Origin of the sequence: Colwellia sp. 20A7, from assembly GCF_009832865.1 — a bacterium.
Taxonomy (GTDB): domain Bacteria; phylum Pseudomonadota; class Gammaproteobacteria; order Enterobacterales; family Alteromonadaceae; genus Colwellia.
On sequence record NZ_CP047130.1, the window covers coordinates 512,683 to 528,995 of the forward strand.

The 16,313-nt window shown below is 36.5% G+C and carries 13 protein-coding genes; 9 read left to right on the forward strand and 4 right to left on the reverse strand.

Going from position 1 to position 16,313, the window contains the following annotated elements; genetic code table 11:
- Positions 1-59 precede the first annotated feature (59 nt).
- From GQS55_RS02190 to tldD, 8 genes are all read left to right on the forward strand, one after another.
- On the forward strand, positions 60-1,103 hold the full coding sequence (locus GQS55_RS02190) for a rod shape-determining protein (protein ID WP_159817546.1): 1,044 nt from the start codon (positions 60-62) through the stop codon (positions 1,101-1,103).
- 198 nt (positions 1,104-1,301) lie between these two features.
- The gene (mreC, locus tag GQS55_RS02195) at positions 1,302-2,168 is read left to right on the forward strand and encodes a rod shape-determining protein MreC (protein WP_159817548.1); all 867 of its coding nucleotides are present in this window, start codon (positions 1,302-1,304) and stop codon (positions 2,166-2,168) included.
- Positions 2,168-2,647, forward strand: coding sequence for a rod shape-determining protein MreD (mreD, locus tag GQS55_RS02200; protein WP_159817550.1), 480 nt, complete (start codon positions 2,168-2,170; stop codon positions 2,645-2,647). Before mreC ends, mreD begins: the two co-directional genes overlap by 1 nt.
- A gap of 19 nt (positions 2,648-2,666) precedes the next feature.
- Positions 2,667-3,302 carry a Maf family protein gene (locus GQS55_RS02205; protein ID WP_159817552.1) on the forward strand — a complete coding sequence of 212 codons (636 nt, stop codon included), beginning with the start codon at positions 2,667-2,669 and terminating at the stop codon, positions 3,300-3,302.
- On the forward strand, positions 3,295-4,752 hold the full coding sequence (gene rng, locus GQS55_RS02210; protein WP_159817554.1) for a ribonuclease G: 1,458 nt from the start codon (positions 3,295-3,297) through the stop codon (positions 4,750-4,752). Before GQS55_RS02205 ends, rng begins: the two co-directional genes overlap by 8 nt.
- 52 nt (positions 4,753-4,804) lie before the next feature.
- Positions 4,805-8,842, forward strand: coding sequence for a YhdP family protein (locus GQS55_RS02215; RefSeq protein ID WP_159817556.1), 4,038 nt, complete (start codon positions 4,805-4,807; stop codon positions 8,840-8,842).
- Positions 8,832-9,665, forward strand: a complete 834-nt coding sequence (locus GQS55_RS02220) for a carbon-nitrogen hydrolase family protein (protein ID WP_328698887.1) — start codon at positions 8,832-8,834, stop codon at positions 9,663-9,665. The genes GQS55_RS02215 and GQS55_RS02220 overlap by 11 nt, the downstream gene beginning before the upstream one ends.
- Positions 9,666-9,683: 18 nt before the next feature.
- The gene (gene tldD, locus GQS55_RS02225) at positions 9,684-11,138 is read left to right on the forward strand and encodes a metalloprotease TldD (RefSeq protein WP_159817558.1); all 1,455 of its coding nucleotides are present in this window, start codon (positions 9,684-9,686) and stop codon (positions 11,136-11,138) included.
- Between the two features lie 131 nt (positions 11,139-11,269).
- Here tldD and yjgA read toward each other — a convergent pair whose 3' ends face one another.
- Positions 11,270-11,794 (reverse strand): ribosome biogenesis factor YjgA, encoded by a 525-nt coding sequence (gene yjgA, locus GQS55_RS02230; protein ID WP_159817560.1) that lies wholly within the window; start codon positions 11,792-11,794, stop codon positions 11,270-11,272.
- A 151-nt stretch (positions 11,795-11,945) separates the two neighbouring features.
- Between yjgA and pmbA the strand changes: the two genes are divergently transcribed.
- Complete coding sequence (gene pmbA, locus GQS55_RS02235) at positions 11,946-13,325, forward strand: metalloprotease PmbA (RefSeq protein ID WP_159817562.1); 1,380 nt, start codon at positions 11,946-11,948, stop codon at positions 13,323-13,325.
- 81 nt (positions 13,326-13,406) lie between these two features.
- Here pmbA and mgtE read toward each other — a convergent pair whose 3' ends face one another.
- The 3 genes from mgtE to rapZ all read right to left on the reverse strand — a co-directional run bounded on the left by mgtE (position 13,407) and on the right by rapZ (position 16,281).
- Positions 13,407-14,765, reverse strand: a complete 1,359-nt coding sequence (mgtE, locus tag GQS55_RS02240; protein WP_159817564.1) for a magnesium transporter — start codon at positions 14,763-14,765, stop codon at positions 13,407-13,409.
- Positions 14,766-15,115: 350 nt separating this feature from the next.
- Positions 15,116-15,418 carry an HPr family phosphocarrier protein gene (locus tag GQS55_RS02245; RefSeq protein WP_159817566.1) on the reverse strand — a complete coding sequence of 101 codons (303 nt, stop codon included), beginning with the start codon at positions 15,416-15,418 and terminating at the stop codon, positions 15,116-15,118.
- 8 nt (positions 15,419-15,426) lie between these two features.
- On the reverse strand, positions 15,427-16,281 hold the full coding sequence (rapZ, locus tag GQS55_RS02250; RefSeq protein ID WP_159817568.1) for an RNase adapter RapZ: 855 nt from the start codon (positions 16,279-16,281) through the stop codon (positions 15,427-15,429).
- Positions 16,282-16,313: the final 32 nt, after the last annotated feature.

Genomic DNA, 16,313 nt, shown 5'->3' on the forward strand with positions numbered 1-16,313 from the left:
TATTCTAAAGTAATAACACGCTCTAATTAACTCGCATTTTCACAGGACATTTCGAGCTTATGTTTAAAAAATTACGCGGTATGTTTTCTAACGATTTATCAATTGACTTAGGTACAGCCAACACCCTTATTTATGTTAAAGATCAAGGTATCGTATTAGATGAGCCTTCAGTGGTTGCTATTCGTCAAGACCGTACCGGTGGCTCAAAAAGTGTTGCTGCTGTTGGTACTGCTGCAAAGCTGATGCTTGGCCGTACACCGGGTAATATTGAAGCGATACGCCCAATGAAAGATGGCGTTATAGCTAACTTTTTTGTTACTGAAAAAATGTTACAGCACTTTATAAAACAAGTGCATAGTAATAACTTCTTACGTCCTAGTCCTAGAGTCTTGGTCTGTGTTCCATGTGGTTCAACGCAAGTAGAGCGTCGTGCCATTCGTGAATCAGCGATGGGTGCAGGTTCTCGAGAAGTTCATTTAATTGATGAGCCTATGGCAGCAGCAATAGGTGCAGGTATGCCTGTATCTGAAGCAACGGGATCTATGGTAGTTGATATAGGCGGTGGTACTACAGAAGTCGGTATTATTTCTTTAAATGGTATCGTTTATTCGTCATCAGTGCGCATCGGTGGTGATAAGTTTGATGAAGCTATTATTAACTATGTACGTCGTAACTTTGGCAGTTTAATTGGCGAAGCTACTGCAGAGCGAATCAAGCATGAAATCGGCTCAGCTTATCCAGGTGATGAGTTAATTGAAATTGAAGTTCGTGGTCGTAACCTAGCTGAAGGTGTACCACGTAGCTTTACCTTAAATAACAATGAAATACTTGAAGCTTTACAAGAACCTCTAACAGGTATTGTTAGTGCTATTATGGTTGCCTTAGAACAGTCTCCACCTGAATTAGCTTCAGATATTTCAGAACGTGGAATGGTGCTTACTGGTGGTGGTGCATTATTAAAAGATATAGACCGTTTATTAATGGAAGAAACCGGTATTCCTGTTGTTGTGGCAGAAGATCCACTTACTTGTGTGGCAAGAGGTGGTGGTAAAGCACTCGAAATGATAGATATGCATGGTGGCGACCTTTTCTCCTATGAGTAAATGTAGTTAGTGCTTATTGCGCTTTAATTTAATTATTGTGGTCAAGGTATGTAGTGGCTGTTGTCACTCTGTACTTTTTCCTTTTACTTAAATTAAGGTATGCAAAAATTCAACTAGGTTAAATATTTTCTTTCTATGGTTTAAAAGTCATAAGTATTAATTTGTAATTAGAAGTTCGCAATTCATAACTGGTTTTCTATGAACCCAATTTTTAAACATGGTCCATCCCCACAGCACCGACTTGTCTTGGTGCTGTTTTGTTCTGCTCTATTAGTTTTTTTTGATCATAAAATGGCCAGTTTTGAATCATTGCGTGGTTATTTACAGTCTATGATCAGCCCTTTGCAATACCTTGCTAATTCACCGAAAGTTACAATGACATGGATATCAACTAATGTCACCACACGTCAACAATTGATGAATGAGAATCAACATTTTCGACTAAATGAGCTGGTATTTCATGAACAAGCGATGCAACTTGATATTTTAAAACAAGAAAATGAACGTTTACGTACTTTACTTGCTTCCCCATTGCGTAGTGAACTGAAGAAAATGGTGGCGGAAATTCTATCTGTAGATAGTGATCCTTATAGTCATCAACTGGTTATTAATCGTGGTGCAAGAGATGGTGTGTATGAAGGCCAACCCGTACTCGATGCATTAGGTATTGTTGGACAAATATTACACGTTGGTCAAACAACTTCTCGGATTATTCTTATTACCGACACTTCCCATGCCGTACCTGTTCGGGTTAAGCGTAATGGGTTAAGGTTACTCGCGTCGGGAAGCGGGCAAATAGATAGATTAAATCATAATTTTGTACCACAAAGTGCTGACGTTAAAATAGGCGATATGCTGGTTACTTCTGGTTTAGGAGGGAAATACCCCGAAGGTTATCCTGTTGCTACCATTTCGTATATAAGTAACGATGAATCTAGAGAGTTTTTAAGGGTATACAGTAAACCTATCGCACAAATTGACCGCCTGCGTTATTTGTTATTATTATCAGATGAAGATCCTATCAGTATTTTTGCACCAAAAACCGAAACTAAGGCTGTGAATTAATGTCTGCTCATAACGGTGTAATAATACTACTGACTTTATTAATCGCTATCATCGCGAGTATAATGCCATTACCATTAAGTGTTGATGCTTTTCGACCTGATTGGGTGCTTATTGTACTCATATATTGGTGTATGGCCTTACCCGATCGAGTGAACATTATTACTGCTTGGATTATGGGGTTTTTACTTGATGTTATTCTTGGTTCTGTTTTAGGCGTTCATGCCGCAGCAATGGCTATTTCAGTTTATATTGTTGCAGAAAATTTTCAGAAAATACGTAATTTCTCTATCTGGCAGCAAGCTCTTATTACGGGTGTATTAGCAGCTTTATATCACTTAGTCGTTTTTTGGTTACAACGTTTTTTAATTGATGTTGCTTTTCTTACTAGCTACTTATATCCGGTTATAACTACAATTGTTTTGTGGCCATGGGTGTTTTATTTGTTACGTAAAGTGCGCCGACATTTTTCTATTAAATAGCAATTTTACTTGAGTATGTATGAAGCAACTTATTTTGGCGTCTCAATCGCCTAGAAGAAAATCACTTTTAGCGCAATTAGGTTACCAATTTATTACCTTGCCTGCGAATATTGATGAATCTGTTTATTGTAATGAAAAACCTCAAGATTATGTGGTACGTTTGGCAAAAGAAAAAGCACAAACAATTTTTCTTGCTTTAACAGCAGAGCAACAAGACCAGACAATTGTTTTAGGCTCAGATACGAGTGTCGTTATTGATGGTGAAATCTTAGGGAAACCAATTGATGAAGCCGAATGTATAACCACCTTGATGCGGCTTGAAAATAAACAACATCAAGTATTAACTGCAATAGCGGTTATTTCTCAAGATCATAAAAAACCAAAACAACATTTTAATGCAATAACTAAACTTGTAGAAACTCAAGTTCATTTTAAACCGTTAACTGTTGACGAAATTAAGCGTTATTGGAATACGGGAGAGCCGTGTGATAAAGCTGGTTCTTATGCTATCCAGGGAATTGGTGGGCAATTTGTAACGACTATTAATGGCAGTTACTCAGCTGTTGTTGGATTACCTTTATATGAAACAGCACAATTGTTAGCTCAAGTAGCTTTGCCATCAAGCATTAACAAGGGATTAATATCAAATGAGTAGTGAATTATTAATCAATGTAACACCGAGCGAAACGCGAGTAGCGTTAATTGAGCATGGTTCTTTGCAGGAAGTTCATATTGAGCGAGAAGCGAAACGTGGCATTGTTTCAAATATATATTTAGGGAAAGTCATTCGAGTTTTACCTGGTATGCAAGCAGCTTTTATCGATATAGGTTTAGATAAGGCAGCATTCTTACATGCATCAGACATTAACTCTAAACTTATTTTAAATGAAGAAACTGAACAGGTACCTGATATTCGAGCTTTGGTTCATGAAGGTCAACTTTTAATGGTACAAGTGGTAAAAGATCCACTTGGTTCAAAAGGTGCTCGTTTAACCACAGATATTACTATCGCATCTCGCTATTTAGTCTTAATGCCGCATTCAAGTCATGCTGGCATATCTCAACGTATTGAAGATATAGGTGAACGTAAGCGGTTGAAAAGCATTGTAAGCCCTTATTGTGATGAGGAACAAGGCTTTATAGTTCGCACCGCAGGAGAAGGGGCTGGTGAGGAAGAATTAAAACATGATGCTGAGTTTTTGCGAAGAGTTTGGAAAAAAGTTCAAGAACGAAAAAAACGTAAGCAGGTAGATCTTCCCCTCTACCAAGATCTGTCTTTATCGTTACGAGTATTAAGAGATTTTGTCGGTGTTAAATTTGAACGAATTCGCGTTGATTCTAAATTAACATACGAGCAACTTAGAAGTTTTACTGAAGAGTTTATTCCTGAGTTAACACAAGTAATGGAATATTACCCGGGTGAAAGACCTATTTTTGATTTGTTTTCTGTTGAAGTAGAAATACAGCGCGCTTTACATCGTAAAATTGAATTAAAGTCAGGTGGACATTTAGTTATTGATCAAACAGAAGCAATGACTACCATTGATATCAATACTGGTGCCTTTGTTGGACATCGAAATCTTGAAGATACTATTTTTAGTACAAACATTGAAGCTACACAAGCGATTGCACGCCAATTAAGGTTGAGAAACCTTGGCGGGATAATTATTGTTGATTTCATTGATATGCATAACGAAGATCATAAGCGTCGGGTGTTAAATAGTTTAGAAATGGCGATGGCAAAAGATAACGTTAAATTTAGTGTTCATGGCTTTTCTTCACTAGGGCTGGTGGAAATGACACGTAAGCGCACTAGAGAAAGTTTAGAGCATGTTTTATGTGGAGAATGCCCTGTTTGTACTGGACGTGGTAATCTAAAAACTGTTGAAACAGTATGTTTTGAAATTTTACGTGAAATAGTACGAGTAAACCGTGCTCATGATGCAGATAAGTTTATTGTTTATGCTTCTTCTGCTGTTAGTGATTTTCTTGTTAATGATGAATTCCATATTTTGGCCGAAGTTGAAGTTTTTATTGGAAAGTCCATTAAAGTTCAAACTGAAGCTATGTATTCTCAAGAACAATTTGATGTTGTAATGATGTAGTGTCAGCGCTGCTTATATCAAACAACAGATCTGATTAGAGGAAGAGTTATTAATGTCGATTGCAAGCGTATCTAACCGTTGGCTTAACCGTCTTTATAAAATATTGGCTATTATGCTGGTATTGTTAGCGGTATTGATTAGCGCGTTTCGCTTGTTCCTCCCTTATGTTGAAAATTATAAGCAAGATTTTCAAGACTACATAAATACAAAAAACCAAACCAACATTGTTATTGGTGGCTTAGGAATGAGCTGGCAACTATCTGGACCAACATTAATCGCCAATAACGTTACTTTAGTCGAAACTAACGGTGCTTATGTTTATGTTGACCATTTAGAAGTTGAAATTGATTTTTGGGCAACATTAACCAAACGAAACTTGATATCAAATAATTTAATACTTGATGGTGCTATTGTTACATTACAAAAAAACATTTGGCGTACACAAGAAAAAGATATAAATGATAAGCCACTTGATGGTTTTGAACGAATTGCTGATATTTTTTTAAATCAGATTAATCGTTTTTCTCTAAAAAACAGTGATATAGCAATAGAGAGTGATTCACTGAAACAGAAGTTTAGAGTGAATAATTTAGATTGGTTAAATCTTGGCGATCGTCATCAAGCGCAAGGTAATATTATTGTTGATGAATTAAGTTCAAACAATTTAAGCCTGAAAATAGATATTAATGGGCATTCAATTGATGAGTTGGAAGGTATTATTTATGTTGATGCAAATCATCTAGATATTACACCTTGGCTTGATAATATTTTAACCATTGATAATGATCAAATTAAAACTGATATTGGGTTTTCAGCTTGGTTGCAAGTAAATAATGGCGGCGTTGAACGTTTACAATTATCGTTAAATGATAACTTTATTAGTTGGCAAGAAAACGCCCAAAATGATGGTGAAGTAGAACAAAAATCTCATTTACTAAAGTTAAGTGCTGGTCAGTTATTACTTGTTGAAGGGAAGGATCCTGAAAGCTTTAAGCTGTATAGCACACCTATGTTATTGCAACTAGATGTAGACGCAGTAGAAGAATACACAGTGCAAATGACTAAAACTGCTCAAGATTATTATATTTACCTCTCCTATTTAGATTTATCTTTAATTAGTCACCTATCACCCTTATTTATTGAGTCTCCAAGTAAACAAGCATTGATGTCTAACTTAAATATTAGCGGTCAAGCAAGTGATGCTTTTTTCAAAAAAACATCACTCGATATTCAAGCTGTTGCTAATTTTAGCGATGTGTCGACTAAGTATAGTCAAGGAATACCCGGTGTTGATCATGTTTCAGGTTCGCTTAGTTATAATCAACAGCACTTAAATGTAAATTTTGCTGCAGAGCAAGGGGCTTTAGATTTTAATAAACATCTTGTTGCACCTGTCCCTTATGATTCATTGAAAGCAATAATTGACTTATCAATGATGGAAACTGGTTGGCAATTGAAGATTAATAATGTTGAGCTCTATTCTACAGAATTAGTATTAGCTGCCGATTTAACTATAAACTCCCCCACCAATGATGCAATGACTATGTCGTTATTAGCGAATATAACGGAGGGGGACGCTAGTAAAACTGGGCATTATTATCCGCTAACAGCAATGAGTGATAATCTAGTTACCTATTTAAATGGCGCTTTAGTTGATGGCAAGATAAATCAAGCTCAGGTATTAATAAATGGAGAGCTAGGTAAATTTCCTTTTATTGATAATTCAGGCACATTTATTGTTGATGCTGAACTAGAAGAGGCAACATTCAAATTTGATGATAGTTGGCCAGCGATAAAGGATTTATCTGCAAATTTGAACTTTACTAATAATAGTATGTTAATTACTGGGCGTTCAGGTAGCCTAACCGGACTTAATGTGGCTGGAGTTCAAGTCGCTATAGATGATTTAACTCATGACAAAGTTTTAACAGTAGATACCTTAATTGAAGATTCTTCAGCCATTAATATTGCTAATTTAATGACTAAAAGCTCTCTTAAAAATAGTGTAGGTAGTGTCTTACAGCAATTAAATGTTGGTGGAAACATTAATGGTGAGTTTCATTTAGCTTTACCATTTGACGCAACTGAAAAGGTATTGGCTAGTGGTATTGTTAATTTTGTGAATAATACCGTTTCTTTACAAACGCCGAGAATGGATTTTGAGAAAGTAAATGGGCAATTAACGTTTGAAAATGATTTTATTACTACAAATAATTTGTCACTTATCTGGCGTGGTTTACCATTAGAAATAGTCGTGAACGGAATTGATAAAACAGATTATTATAATACAGATATAGCGCTTAAAGCTGATTGGCGTAACGATGCTTGGTTACAACATGTATCACCTGATTTGCAAAAGTATTTCGATGGACAATTGCAGCTTCAAGGCGATTTATCTTTGTATCAGCATCATGGTGGTGGTTTTTCTTATCAATTTAATCTTGATTCAAATTTAGAACCATTACAAATTAAGTTTCCTGAGCCCTATTATAAATTAGCTAAAACTAAGGTTCCTTTACAAATAGAAATAAAGGGGCAATTAGATGAATCAGTTTTTAACGCAACCTATGGTGATAACCTCAGTTTTTTTGGTGTTTTAGATCATAATACTAACCACTTTGCTAGAGCACATATTGTTCTTGGCAATGAAAAAATGCTCTTACCAATGAATGGTTTTCATATTACGAGCAACTTAGGTGACGTTATTGCTAGTGAATGGCAGCCCTTTATTTCTGATATTATTAGTAGTACTTCTCAAGTGAAAAAACCGCCAAATGTTGATGGTACGATTGAACCATCGGTAGGGTTATTTTCTAACCCTGAGCGTATTCGTGGAACGATAGAAAACTTAGCGGTACTAGGACAAAATCTTCATAATGTTTCTTTTAACTTATTAGATAAAACGAATTGGTGGTTATTAGAGCTTAATGCTAAAGAAACACGTAGTCAGATTAAGATTTATCCAAGCTGGCTCGAGCAAGGACTTGATATTAATGCAGACTTTCTTTATTTAACAAGTGGTACAACAATAAATACAAATGAAAAAGTAGCTCAAAAAGCAAATAGCTTAGCTATGACTGGATTAACCAGCGAAAATGTTTTTGCCAACATACCCAAGATGAATTTTGTTTGCGAACGTTGTTTAGTCGACGACTTAAATTTGGGAAGTGTTAAGTTTGATTTGATACGTACTGATGACAATGTGATTAAAATAGAAAACTTTCAAGCTAAGCGTGAACAAGCTGAATTTAGCTTATCAGGTGAATGGCAGAAGGTTGGTGACACTTCAAAAACCATGGTCTCGGGAATCTTATCGTTAAAAAATATTGAATATGAATTAGAACAGCTAGGTTATGCGTCTATTATACGTGATAGCGGTGGTAAACTTGATTTTGATTTAAATTGGCAAGGTGGTCCTCAAGATTTTGATTTAAGTCAACTTAATGGGGATCTTAAAGCTGATATAGATGATGGTTACTTAGCTGATGTGAGTGACAAGGCACGTATTTTTTCTGTATTAAGCTTACAATCTATTGTACGTAAGCTAACGTTAGATTTTAGAGATATTTTTAGTGATGGTATGTTTTATAAAGATATTGAAGGCGAATATCATATAAAAGAAGGTGTTTTATATACTGATAATACCCGTATGAATGGCTCCGCAGGGAATTTATATATTAAAGGTAATACTAGTTTTGTAAATAACACCCTTGATTATAAAATGTCTTATAAGCCTAACCTAACTTCTAGCCTACCAGTACTTGCATGGATAGCGACATTAAATCCAGTTGTATTTTTAGCAGGGGTAGCAATAGACCAAGTGATTACTTCACAAGTCGTTTCTGAATTTAACTTTGAGTTAACGGGGGATGTGAGTGATCCTAATTTTAAAGAAGTGAATCGCAAGAGTCGGGATGTCAGTGTTGGCCGTTCAAAGCCTCCAGAATTTGTGGATAATACAGATAAGGTTGAAGGTAAAACGAATACAAAGTCTTTTAAAGAACCTCAATCACCTAGCTTACTTGAGCAAGAATATAAACAAGACCCATATAATGACAATAAACCACTTGAGGAGTTAAATGATGATTAAACTCAGTGCTATTCAACTTAACTCTAAAGCAAATGTTGAACATAATTTACAAGTTATAGAGCAAGAGCTTATAAAGTTAACGAGTCAGAGTACATTAGCAACTAATCATAAGCATATTGTGGTTTTACCTGAATGTTGTTTGTTTTTTGGCGCAAAAGATAATGCTCAGTTATCACTTGCACAGGAGTCACACGCTAATAATGACCTGCAGGTTGCATTAGGTGCTTTAGCGAAAAAGTATGAAGTAACACTTATTGCTGGCTCAATTCCGTTGTTAACTGCTGAAGGCAATAAATTTACCAATAGTAGTTGTGCTTTTAATTCAAACGGAACATTAATAGGTCGTTATGATAAAATACATTTATTCGATGTAAATGTTGCAGACAGTGAAAAAACTTATTGTGAATCACGATTTACTCAAGCAGGTAATAAACTCTGTATAGTAAAAACACCTTCCGTGAATATAGGTTTAACGATATGCTTTGATCTACGTTTTCCAATACTATATCAAAAGCTAACAGTAATGGGAGCTGACATTATTACCGTACCGAGTGCTTTTACTCGTGTCACTGGTAAAGCTCATTGGCAAACCCTACTGCAAGCAAGAGCGATAGAAAATCAAGTTTATATTATTGCTGCAGGACAGGAAGGTGTACATGAAAATGGAAGAGAAACCTGGGGGCATTCAATGATTATTAGCCCTTGGGGTGAGATTTTAGCTTCCATTGAAGAAGGTGAGGGAATTATTAGTAGTGATTTCATCCCACAAGAAATTAAACGAATACGATCAAGTATGCCTTTAATGCATACTGCTGAAACCTAATGTTAAGTTGAGTGATAAATGAATAATGTTGAACAAGTTTTACTAGCTGATAGTCATATTGATGATGATATTTTATTTAAAACATTAAATAGTATGATGGGGCGTCAAGTTGATTTTGCTGACCTTTATTTCCAATCTAGTCAGCATGAATCATGGATGCTAGAAGACGGTATCGTTAAAGAAGGCTCTTATAATATTGAGCGAGGCGTTGGTGTACGTGCTATATCAGGCGAGAAAACAGGTTTTGCTTATTCTGATGATATATCACCGTTAGCCTTACAGCAGGCGGCAGATGCAGCTAAAGGTATTGCTGATGCAGGGCAAGGCGGACAAGTTCAAGCGTTTAAACGTCAGTCTCCAATTAAGGTTTATCAGTCAGTAGAACCACTAGGTAGTTTAACACAATCACAAAAAATTGATTTATTACATCAGGTCGAAGCACATGCTAGACAAGTTGATAGTCGAGTAAGTCAGGTAATAGTGAGCCTTTCAGGTGTTTATGAAAAAGTGTTAGTAGCAGCAAGTGATGGTACTTATGGCACTGATATTCGACCTTTAGTACGTTTGAATTGCTCTGTTTTAGTCGAAGATAACGGTAAACGTGAACGAGCAAGCTCTGGTGGCGGTGCTAGAACTGATTATAGTTACTTTTTTGAATCAGTATCAACGAATACAACGCAAGGAAAGCCTCGTTATTTAACTTACGCAGAAGAAGCAGTACGTCAAGCCTTGGTTAATTTGGTTGCTGTTGATGCACCTGCAGGCACTTTTCCTGTGGTACTTGGCGCAGGCTGGCCGGGTGTATTATTGCATGAAGCGGTAGGTCACGGTTTAGAAGGTGATTTTAACCGTAAAGGCTCTTCAACTTTTTCAGGTAAAGTTGGCAGTAAGGTGTGTTCAGAGCTTTGTACTATTGTTGATGATGGTACTATGGCAAATCGTCGTGGTTCAGTGAATATAGATGATGAAGGTACACCGGGACAATATAATGTCTTAATTGAAAAAGGAATTTTAAAAGGCTATATGCAAGATAAGCATAATGCTTCATTAATGGGTGTAAAACCAACAGGTAATGGCCGACGTGAATCTTATGCTCATTTACCTATGCCACGTATGACTAATACTTATATGCTAGCAGGAGAGTCTGATCCTGAAGATATTATTAAATCTGTTAAAAAAGGAATTTATGCACCTAATTTTGCTGGCGGACAAGTAGATATAACTTCAGGAAAGTTTGTATTTACTAGTTCAGAAGCTTATTTAATTGAAAATGGAGAAATTACTACACCAATCAAGGGAGCTACTTTAATTGGTAGTGGACCAGAAGCAATGAAGAATGTTTCTATGGTAGGTAATGATCTTAAACTCGATGCTGGCGTTGGTGTGTGTGGTAAAGATGGTCAAAGTTTACCTGTTGGTGTTGGACAGCCGACCTTGCGGGTTGATGGAATTACTATTGGTGGTACTCAATAGAAAAGAGCTATTAGTTACGAATTTTGAAAACCAAATATTCATCATATTTTGTTTTTGAAATTCGACCCTAATATAGCGTCTTCTTCTATCTTTTAGTCAGTTGCTTGCCGCTTTCTAATGCAACACTACTGTTAACTAGTCTCTTTTAGGTAATCAAATAAGTTTCTGTAATGCTTACCTAACTTTTCCGCTTTTTTCTCTTTAGCCGCATGGCGAACCAATTGTTTAAGTTTTTGGCGATCCATCTGTTCAAACTCTGCTAATAAACTTTCAATAGCGCCATTGCCTTGTTCTATTAATTCATCTCTTAAATTTTCTAAACGAACAAACTTAGCTGTTGCTTGTTGATGCTTATTTGCCATAACGTCAATGGCTTGATGAATAGGTTCAAGATCCGTTTCAAGTAATATTTTTGCAATATGTCGAATATGACGGCGAAGTGCTTCATGTTTGTTTCTAATTTTATCAGCAACGACCATTGCATCTTTTAAGTCGTCACTAAGTGGAATTAGGCTACGTTGATGTTTCGACATCTCCACCAAAGACTGAGCGAAATCTTGCAATCTATGCATTTCTCTCTTTATTTCTGTTTTACTTTTTAATTCTTCGTCCATTTCTGGTGTTAAGTCGTCGATATCGTTGGCTGACTGGGGCATAATGGTTACTAATGTAATTTATATAAATATTGCCTTTATTATAGCCTGATTTTAAATGCGCAAAAACTAATAAAGTAATATTTTAAATCTAAACCTTAGCTTAAATCTTAATTTAAACTCAAAACGCAGCAAATAAGTAGATAAAAACATTATGACGAAAGTAAATCAACCTATGGATCCATTAATTGAACAACTTGGCCAAGTAAAAAAACGAGTGGCTAAAGTTCTTGAACTTGCTAAATCTTTAGGCGCTGATGGTGCTGAAGTAGCTATGAGTCGTCAACAAGGGTTAAGTGTTGGTACACGTCTTGGTGAAGTTGAAAATGTAGAGTTTACTAATGACGGTGCTTTAGGCATAACTGTTTATCAACAAGGCCGTAAGGGGAGCGCATCAACGGCTGATTTATCAGAAAAGGCACTGACTCAAGCAGTTGAAGCTGCTGTTAATATTGCTAAATATACGTCTGTTGATGATTGCTCGGGTTTAGCCGATAAAGAATTGCTTGCAATGAAGCCACTGGACTTAGATTTATATTACCCTAAAGACCTAAGCACTGAACAAGCGATAGAAATAGCTAAGGAGTGTGAACGTAGTGCCTTAGATAGTGATAAACGCATAACAAATTCAGATGGTGCTAATCTAGATTGTTTTTCGGGTTTTAAAGTTTATGGCAATAGTCATGGTCAGTTGGTTGCTTACCCTAGTTCAAGACATAGCATAAGCTGTGTTGTGATTGCAGGTAGCGGTGATGACATGCAGCGTGATTATGCCTACGATGTTAATCGTGACTTTTCACTATTAGATAGCGGTGTAGATATTGGCGCAAAAGCGGCGAGCGAAGTTATATCACGCTTAAATCCACAAAAGTTATCTACTATGAAAGTTCCGGTGTTGTTTCGTTCTGATATCGCCAATACAGTTTGGGGACATTTTATTGCTGCAATTAGCGGCGGTAACTTATACCGTAAATCATCATTTTTGATGGATGCTATAGGCAAGGATGTTTTTCCTAATTTTTTATCCATTTATGAACGTCCTCATATTGCTAAAGCATTGGCTAGTAGCGCATTCGACAGTGAAGGTGTATTGACTCAAGACCGAGATATAATTACCAATGGTGAACTGCAAACATACCTTTTAACAAGTTACTCCGCACGTAAGCTAGGCTTAACGACTACCGGACATGCTGGCGGAATTCATAACTGGTTAGTAAAAGATAAAAATATAGCCTCAAAAGGCAGTAAAGCTGCAGATTTTGATGCTATGTTAAAAACGTTAGGCACAGGTTTATTAGTGACTGAGTTGATGGGACAAGGGGTAAACGTTGTTAATGGCGATTATTCTCGCGGAGCCGCAGGTTTTTGGGTAGAGAATGGTGTTATCGCTTATCCGGTAAGTGAAATTACTATTGCAGGTAACTTAGATAAAATGTTTAAAGGCATTGTTGCCGTTGGCTCTGATCTTGATAGACACGGTAGTATTAGTACTGGTTCAATATTAATTGATGAGATGCAAGTAGCTGGTCAATAACCTATAGATTGAGCTTTAAGCAGTAAGAGCCGAGTGTATTATGTTCTTACTGCTTATGATTATTACAACCAAAGTAAAAGGTTATGTCAAAAGTAGTGTAGCGGTACCTAAAAAGGCAAAAATACCAACAACATCAGTGACTGTGGTAATAATAACGCTGCCAGCAAGCGCAGGATCAATATTAAAACGCTTAAGTAATAATGGAATAGCAACACCGGCTAAACCTGCAGCGGTCATATTCATCAACATAGCGAAAGCTATTACGACTCCTAGCATTAAATCCTGTTTCCAAATAGCGACAACTGAAGCAATCAACAAAGCCCAAATTATGCCATTGAGGAAGCCGATAGCGACTTCTTTATGTAAGAGCGCGCGAGCATTGCTATTACCTACATGGCCCAATGCCATACCACGTATAACTAAGGTTAACGTTTGATTACCAGCAACGCCACCCATACTCGGCACTAACGAATTAAGTACTGCTAATATTGCTAACTGCTGAAATAGACCTTCAAACATACTAGTGACAGCTACTGCAAATAAGGCGGTAATTAAATTCACCCCTAGCCATAAAGAGCGTTGTTTTGTACTTTTTAATACTGGAGCAAATGTATCTGCTTCATCGTCTAAACCAGCCATGCTCATCATGGAATGTTCTGCATCTTCACGAATTATATCAATAACATCATCAATAGTGATACGACCGAGTAAATGGCCTTTTTTATCAATAACAGGAGCAGAAAACCAGTCATGCTTTTCAAATAATTGTGCAACATCATGCTCACTCATATTCGCTTGTACAGCTTGTATTTCCTCATCAATCAGCTTTGAAATTATAACTTCAGGGTTGGCGGTTATAATGGAGGCTAATGATACCGCGCCAATAAAGTGGTTACTTCTATCGACAACATAAAATGAATCTGTTGCTTCAGGTAGCTGACCTTTTAGGCGTAAGTAGCGTAGCACTACATCAACACTCACTTCAGGCTGTAACGTAATGGTATCAGTGTTCATGATACCGCCAGCGGTCTCTTTGTCATAAGATAAGGCGGTCTCGACGCGTGCTCTATCTTGTGAGTCCATAGAATCAAGAACTTTTCTATAAACTGTATCTGGTAGGGTACGTAATACTTCGGCTAAATCATCAACATCCATGCCTTCCGCAACAGCAGCCAATTTTTCAGGCCGCATGCTTTGTAAAATACCTTTTCGTACTTCTTCATTTAGTTCTTCAAGTACTTCACCATGGTGCTCAGCATCGATAAGTTGCCATAACACGGCTCTACTTTTAGCAGGAGATGACTCAAGGAATAGCGCTAGATCATAAGCAGACATGTCTTGTAATAATTTTCTTACATAGACAAACATACCGCTATCAAGTGCTTCATTGATTTGGTGTAGTCTTTCTTGAATGTATTCTTGTTCTATTAGGTCAGGCATAGATATCTTACTTGAACGTAGGGAATGATAAATACCAACGCTATTAAACACTTGAGAAGGGGTGTTTAATAGACTTAATATTTTTGATTGTGGCTAAGTTTATCGTAACTTAGTGCTTCTTTCAGCTTTTTTACTTATTTAACCTGAATTTGGTTTAAGATATTCTTAATTAATTGAGATTATTAAAATATTACTTTTGCTATACTCTAGCTTGATAGTGCTTCTACTTTAGAGCAGAAAGAAGTAAGGAAAATTTCGGGTCAATAGCTAGTCTATTACAAATAAATTTAATTATGAAGTCAGGAAAAACAGCTATTTGAGGAGCATTTATTAAGTCGAGTTCAGGTTATTTATTCATCTTCATCAAACTTATCTTCAATAAGCTGACTTATTGCTTCTAATGCTGCTGGTGCATCGGTTCCTTGTGCAGTGACTGTTACTCTTTTTCCTTGTCCACCAGCTAATAGCATAATGGCCATTATACTATTAGCGTCTGCTTCTTTTTCTTCAAGTGATAGCGTTATTTGGGCTGAAAACTTTTGGCACAGTACTGCTAATTTACTTGCAGCCCTCGCATGTAAGCCAAGCTTGTTAATTATAGTTAACTCTTTACTTAGAGTGAGATCGTCATTGTTATGCTTTTGAATAGACATAATAAGCTTTACTCTTTGGTTTTTTTAATGTCTCTGTGGTGAGTTTGTACATTTTTTTGTTCTTTACTAAAGTTTTTTGCTAGTAAATCAGCAATATAAACAGAGCGATGTTTGCCACCAGTACAACCAATCGCAATCGTAACATAACTACGATTATTACGTTCTAGATGCGGGAGCCAAGTCATCATAAAACTATTAATTTGCCAAATAAACTTTGTCACAATAGGTTGGCTAGAAAGAAAGTCTTTGACTGGTTGCTCTAAACCGGTAAAGGGCTTTAATTCTTTTTCCCAATGAGGATTAGGGAGAAAACGTGCATCGAAGACATAATCAGCATCAGTAGGAATGCCATGTTTAAAACCAAAAGATTCGACTACGAGTACCATATTTCCTGTTTTTTTCCCAAGAATTCGTTCTCGAACTAAGTCAGCTAATTGGTGTGGCGTTAATTGACTGGTATTAATATATAAATCTGCATTGGTAGAAATAGGCGCTAACAGCTTCTTCTCTAGTGATATTGCTTGGTCTAAAGGTATATTTTCTTTGATTAGTGGGTGTAAGCGTCTTGTTTCACTAAAGCGACGAATTAAATCATTATCGTCGGCATCTAAAAATAATGTTGTTACATCAACCGCATCGGGTAAATATTCAATGATTTCAACAATATCTTTAGGGTTATTAGGCAGATTACGAACATCTAAACTTACCGCGACATTATCATAATCATTAATTACAGTATGTGTTAATGCCGGGAGTAAATTAACAGGGATATTATCAACGCAATAATAACCTAAATCTTCTAATACCCTTAACGCAACCGATTTACCTGAGCCAGAACGGCCACTAACAATGATAAGCTTCATATTTTCAAGTTCCGCGTGAATAAGAGGGTTAT

Excerpts from the sequence above, each read along its gene's own strand:
- GQS55_RS02245 (WP_159817566.1), bottom strand. The coding sequence starts at position 15,418 with ATGTCTATTCAAAAGCATAACAATGACGATCTCACTCTAAGTAAAGAG.
- pmbA (WP_159817562.1), top strand. The coding sequence starts at position 11,946 with ATGACGAAAGTAAATCAACCTATGGATCCATTAATTGAACAACTTGGC.
- mreD (WP_159817550.1), top strand. The coding sequence starts at position 2,168 with ATGTCTGCTCATAACGGTGTAATAATACTACTGACTTTATTAATCGCT.
- GQS55_RS02215 (WP_159817556.1), top strand. The coding sequence starts at position 4,805 with ATGTCGATTGCAAGCGTATCTAACCGTTGGCTTAACCGTCTTTATAAA.
- GQS55_RS02205 (WP_159817552.1), top strand. The coding sequence starts at position 2,667 with ATGAAGCAACTTATTTTGGCGTCTCAATCGCCTAGAAGAAAATCACTT.
- yjgA (WP_159817560.1), bottom strand. The coding sequence starts at position 11,794 with ATGCCCCAGTCAGCCAACGATATCGACGACTTAACACCAGAAATGGAC.
- rapZ (WP_159817568.1), bottom strand. The coding sequence starts at position 16,281 with ATGAAGCTTATCATTGTTAGTGGCCGTTCTGGCTCAGGTAAATCGGTT.
- mreC (WP_159817548.1), top strand. The coding sequence starts at position 1,302 with ATGAACCCAATTTTTAAACATGGTCCATCCCCACAGCACCGACTTGTC.
- rng (WP_159817554.1), top strand. The coding sequence starts at position 3,295 with ATGAGTAGTGAATTATTAATCAATGTAACACCGAGCGAAACGCGAGTA.
- GQS55_RS02220 (WP_328698887.1), top strand. The coding sequence starts at position 8,832 with ATGATGATTAAACTCAGTGCTATTCAACTTAACTCTAAAGCAAATGTT.
- tldD (WP_159817558.1), top strand. The coding sequence starts at position 9,684 with ATGAATAATGTTGAACAAGTTTTACTAGCTGATAGTCATATTGATGAT.
- GQS55_RS02190 (WP_159817546.1), top strand. The coding sequence starts at position 60 with ATGTTTAAAAAATTACGCGGTATGTTTTCTAACGATTTATCAATTGAC.
- mgtE (WP_159817564.1), bottom strand. The coding sequence starts at position 14,765 with ATGCCTGACCTAATAGAACAAGAATACATTCAAGAAAGACTACACCAA.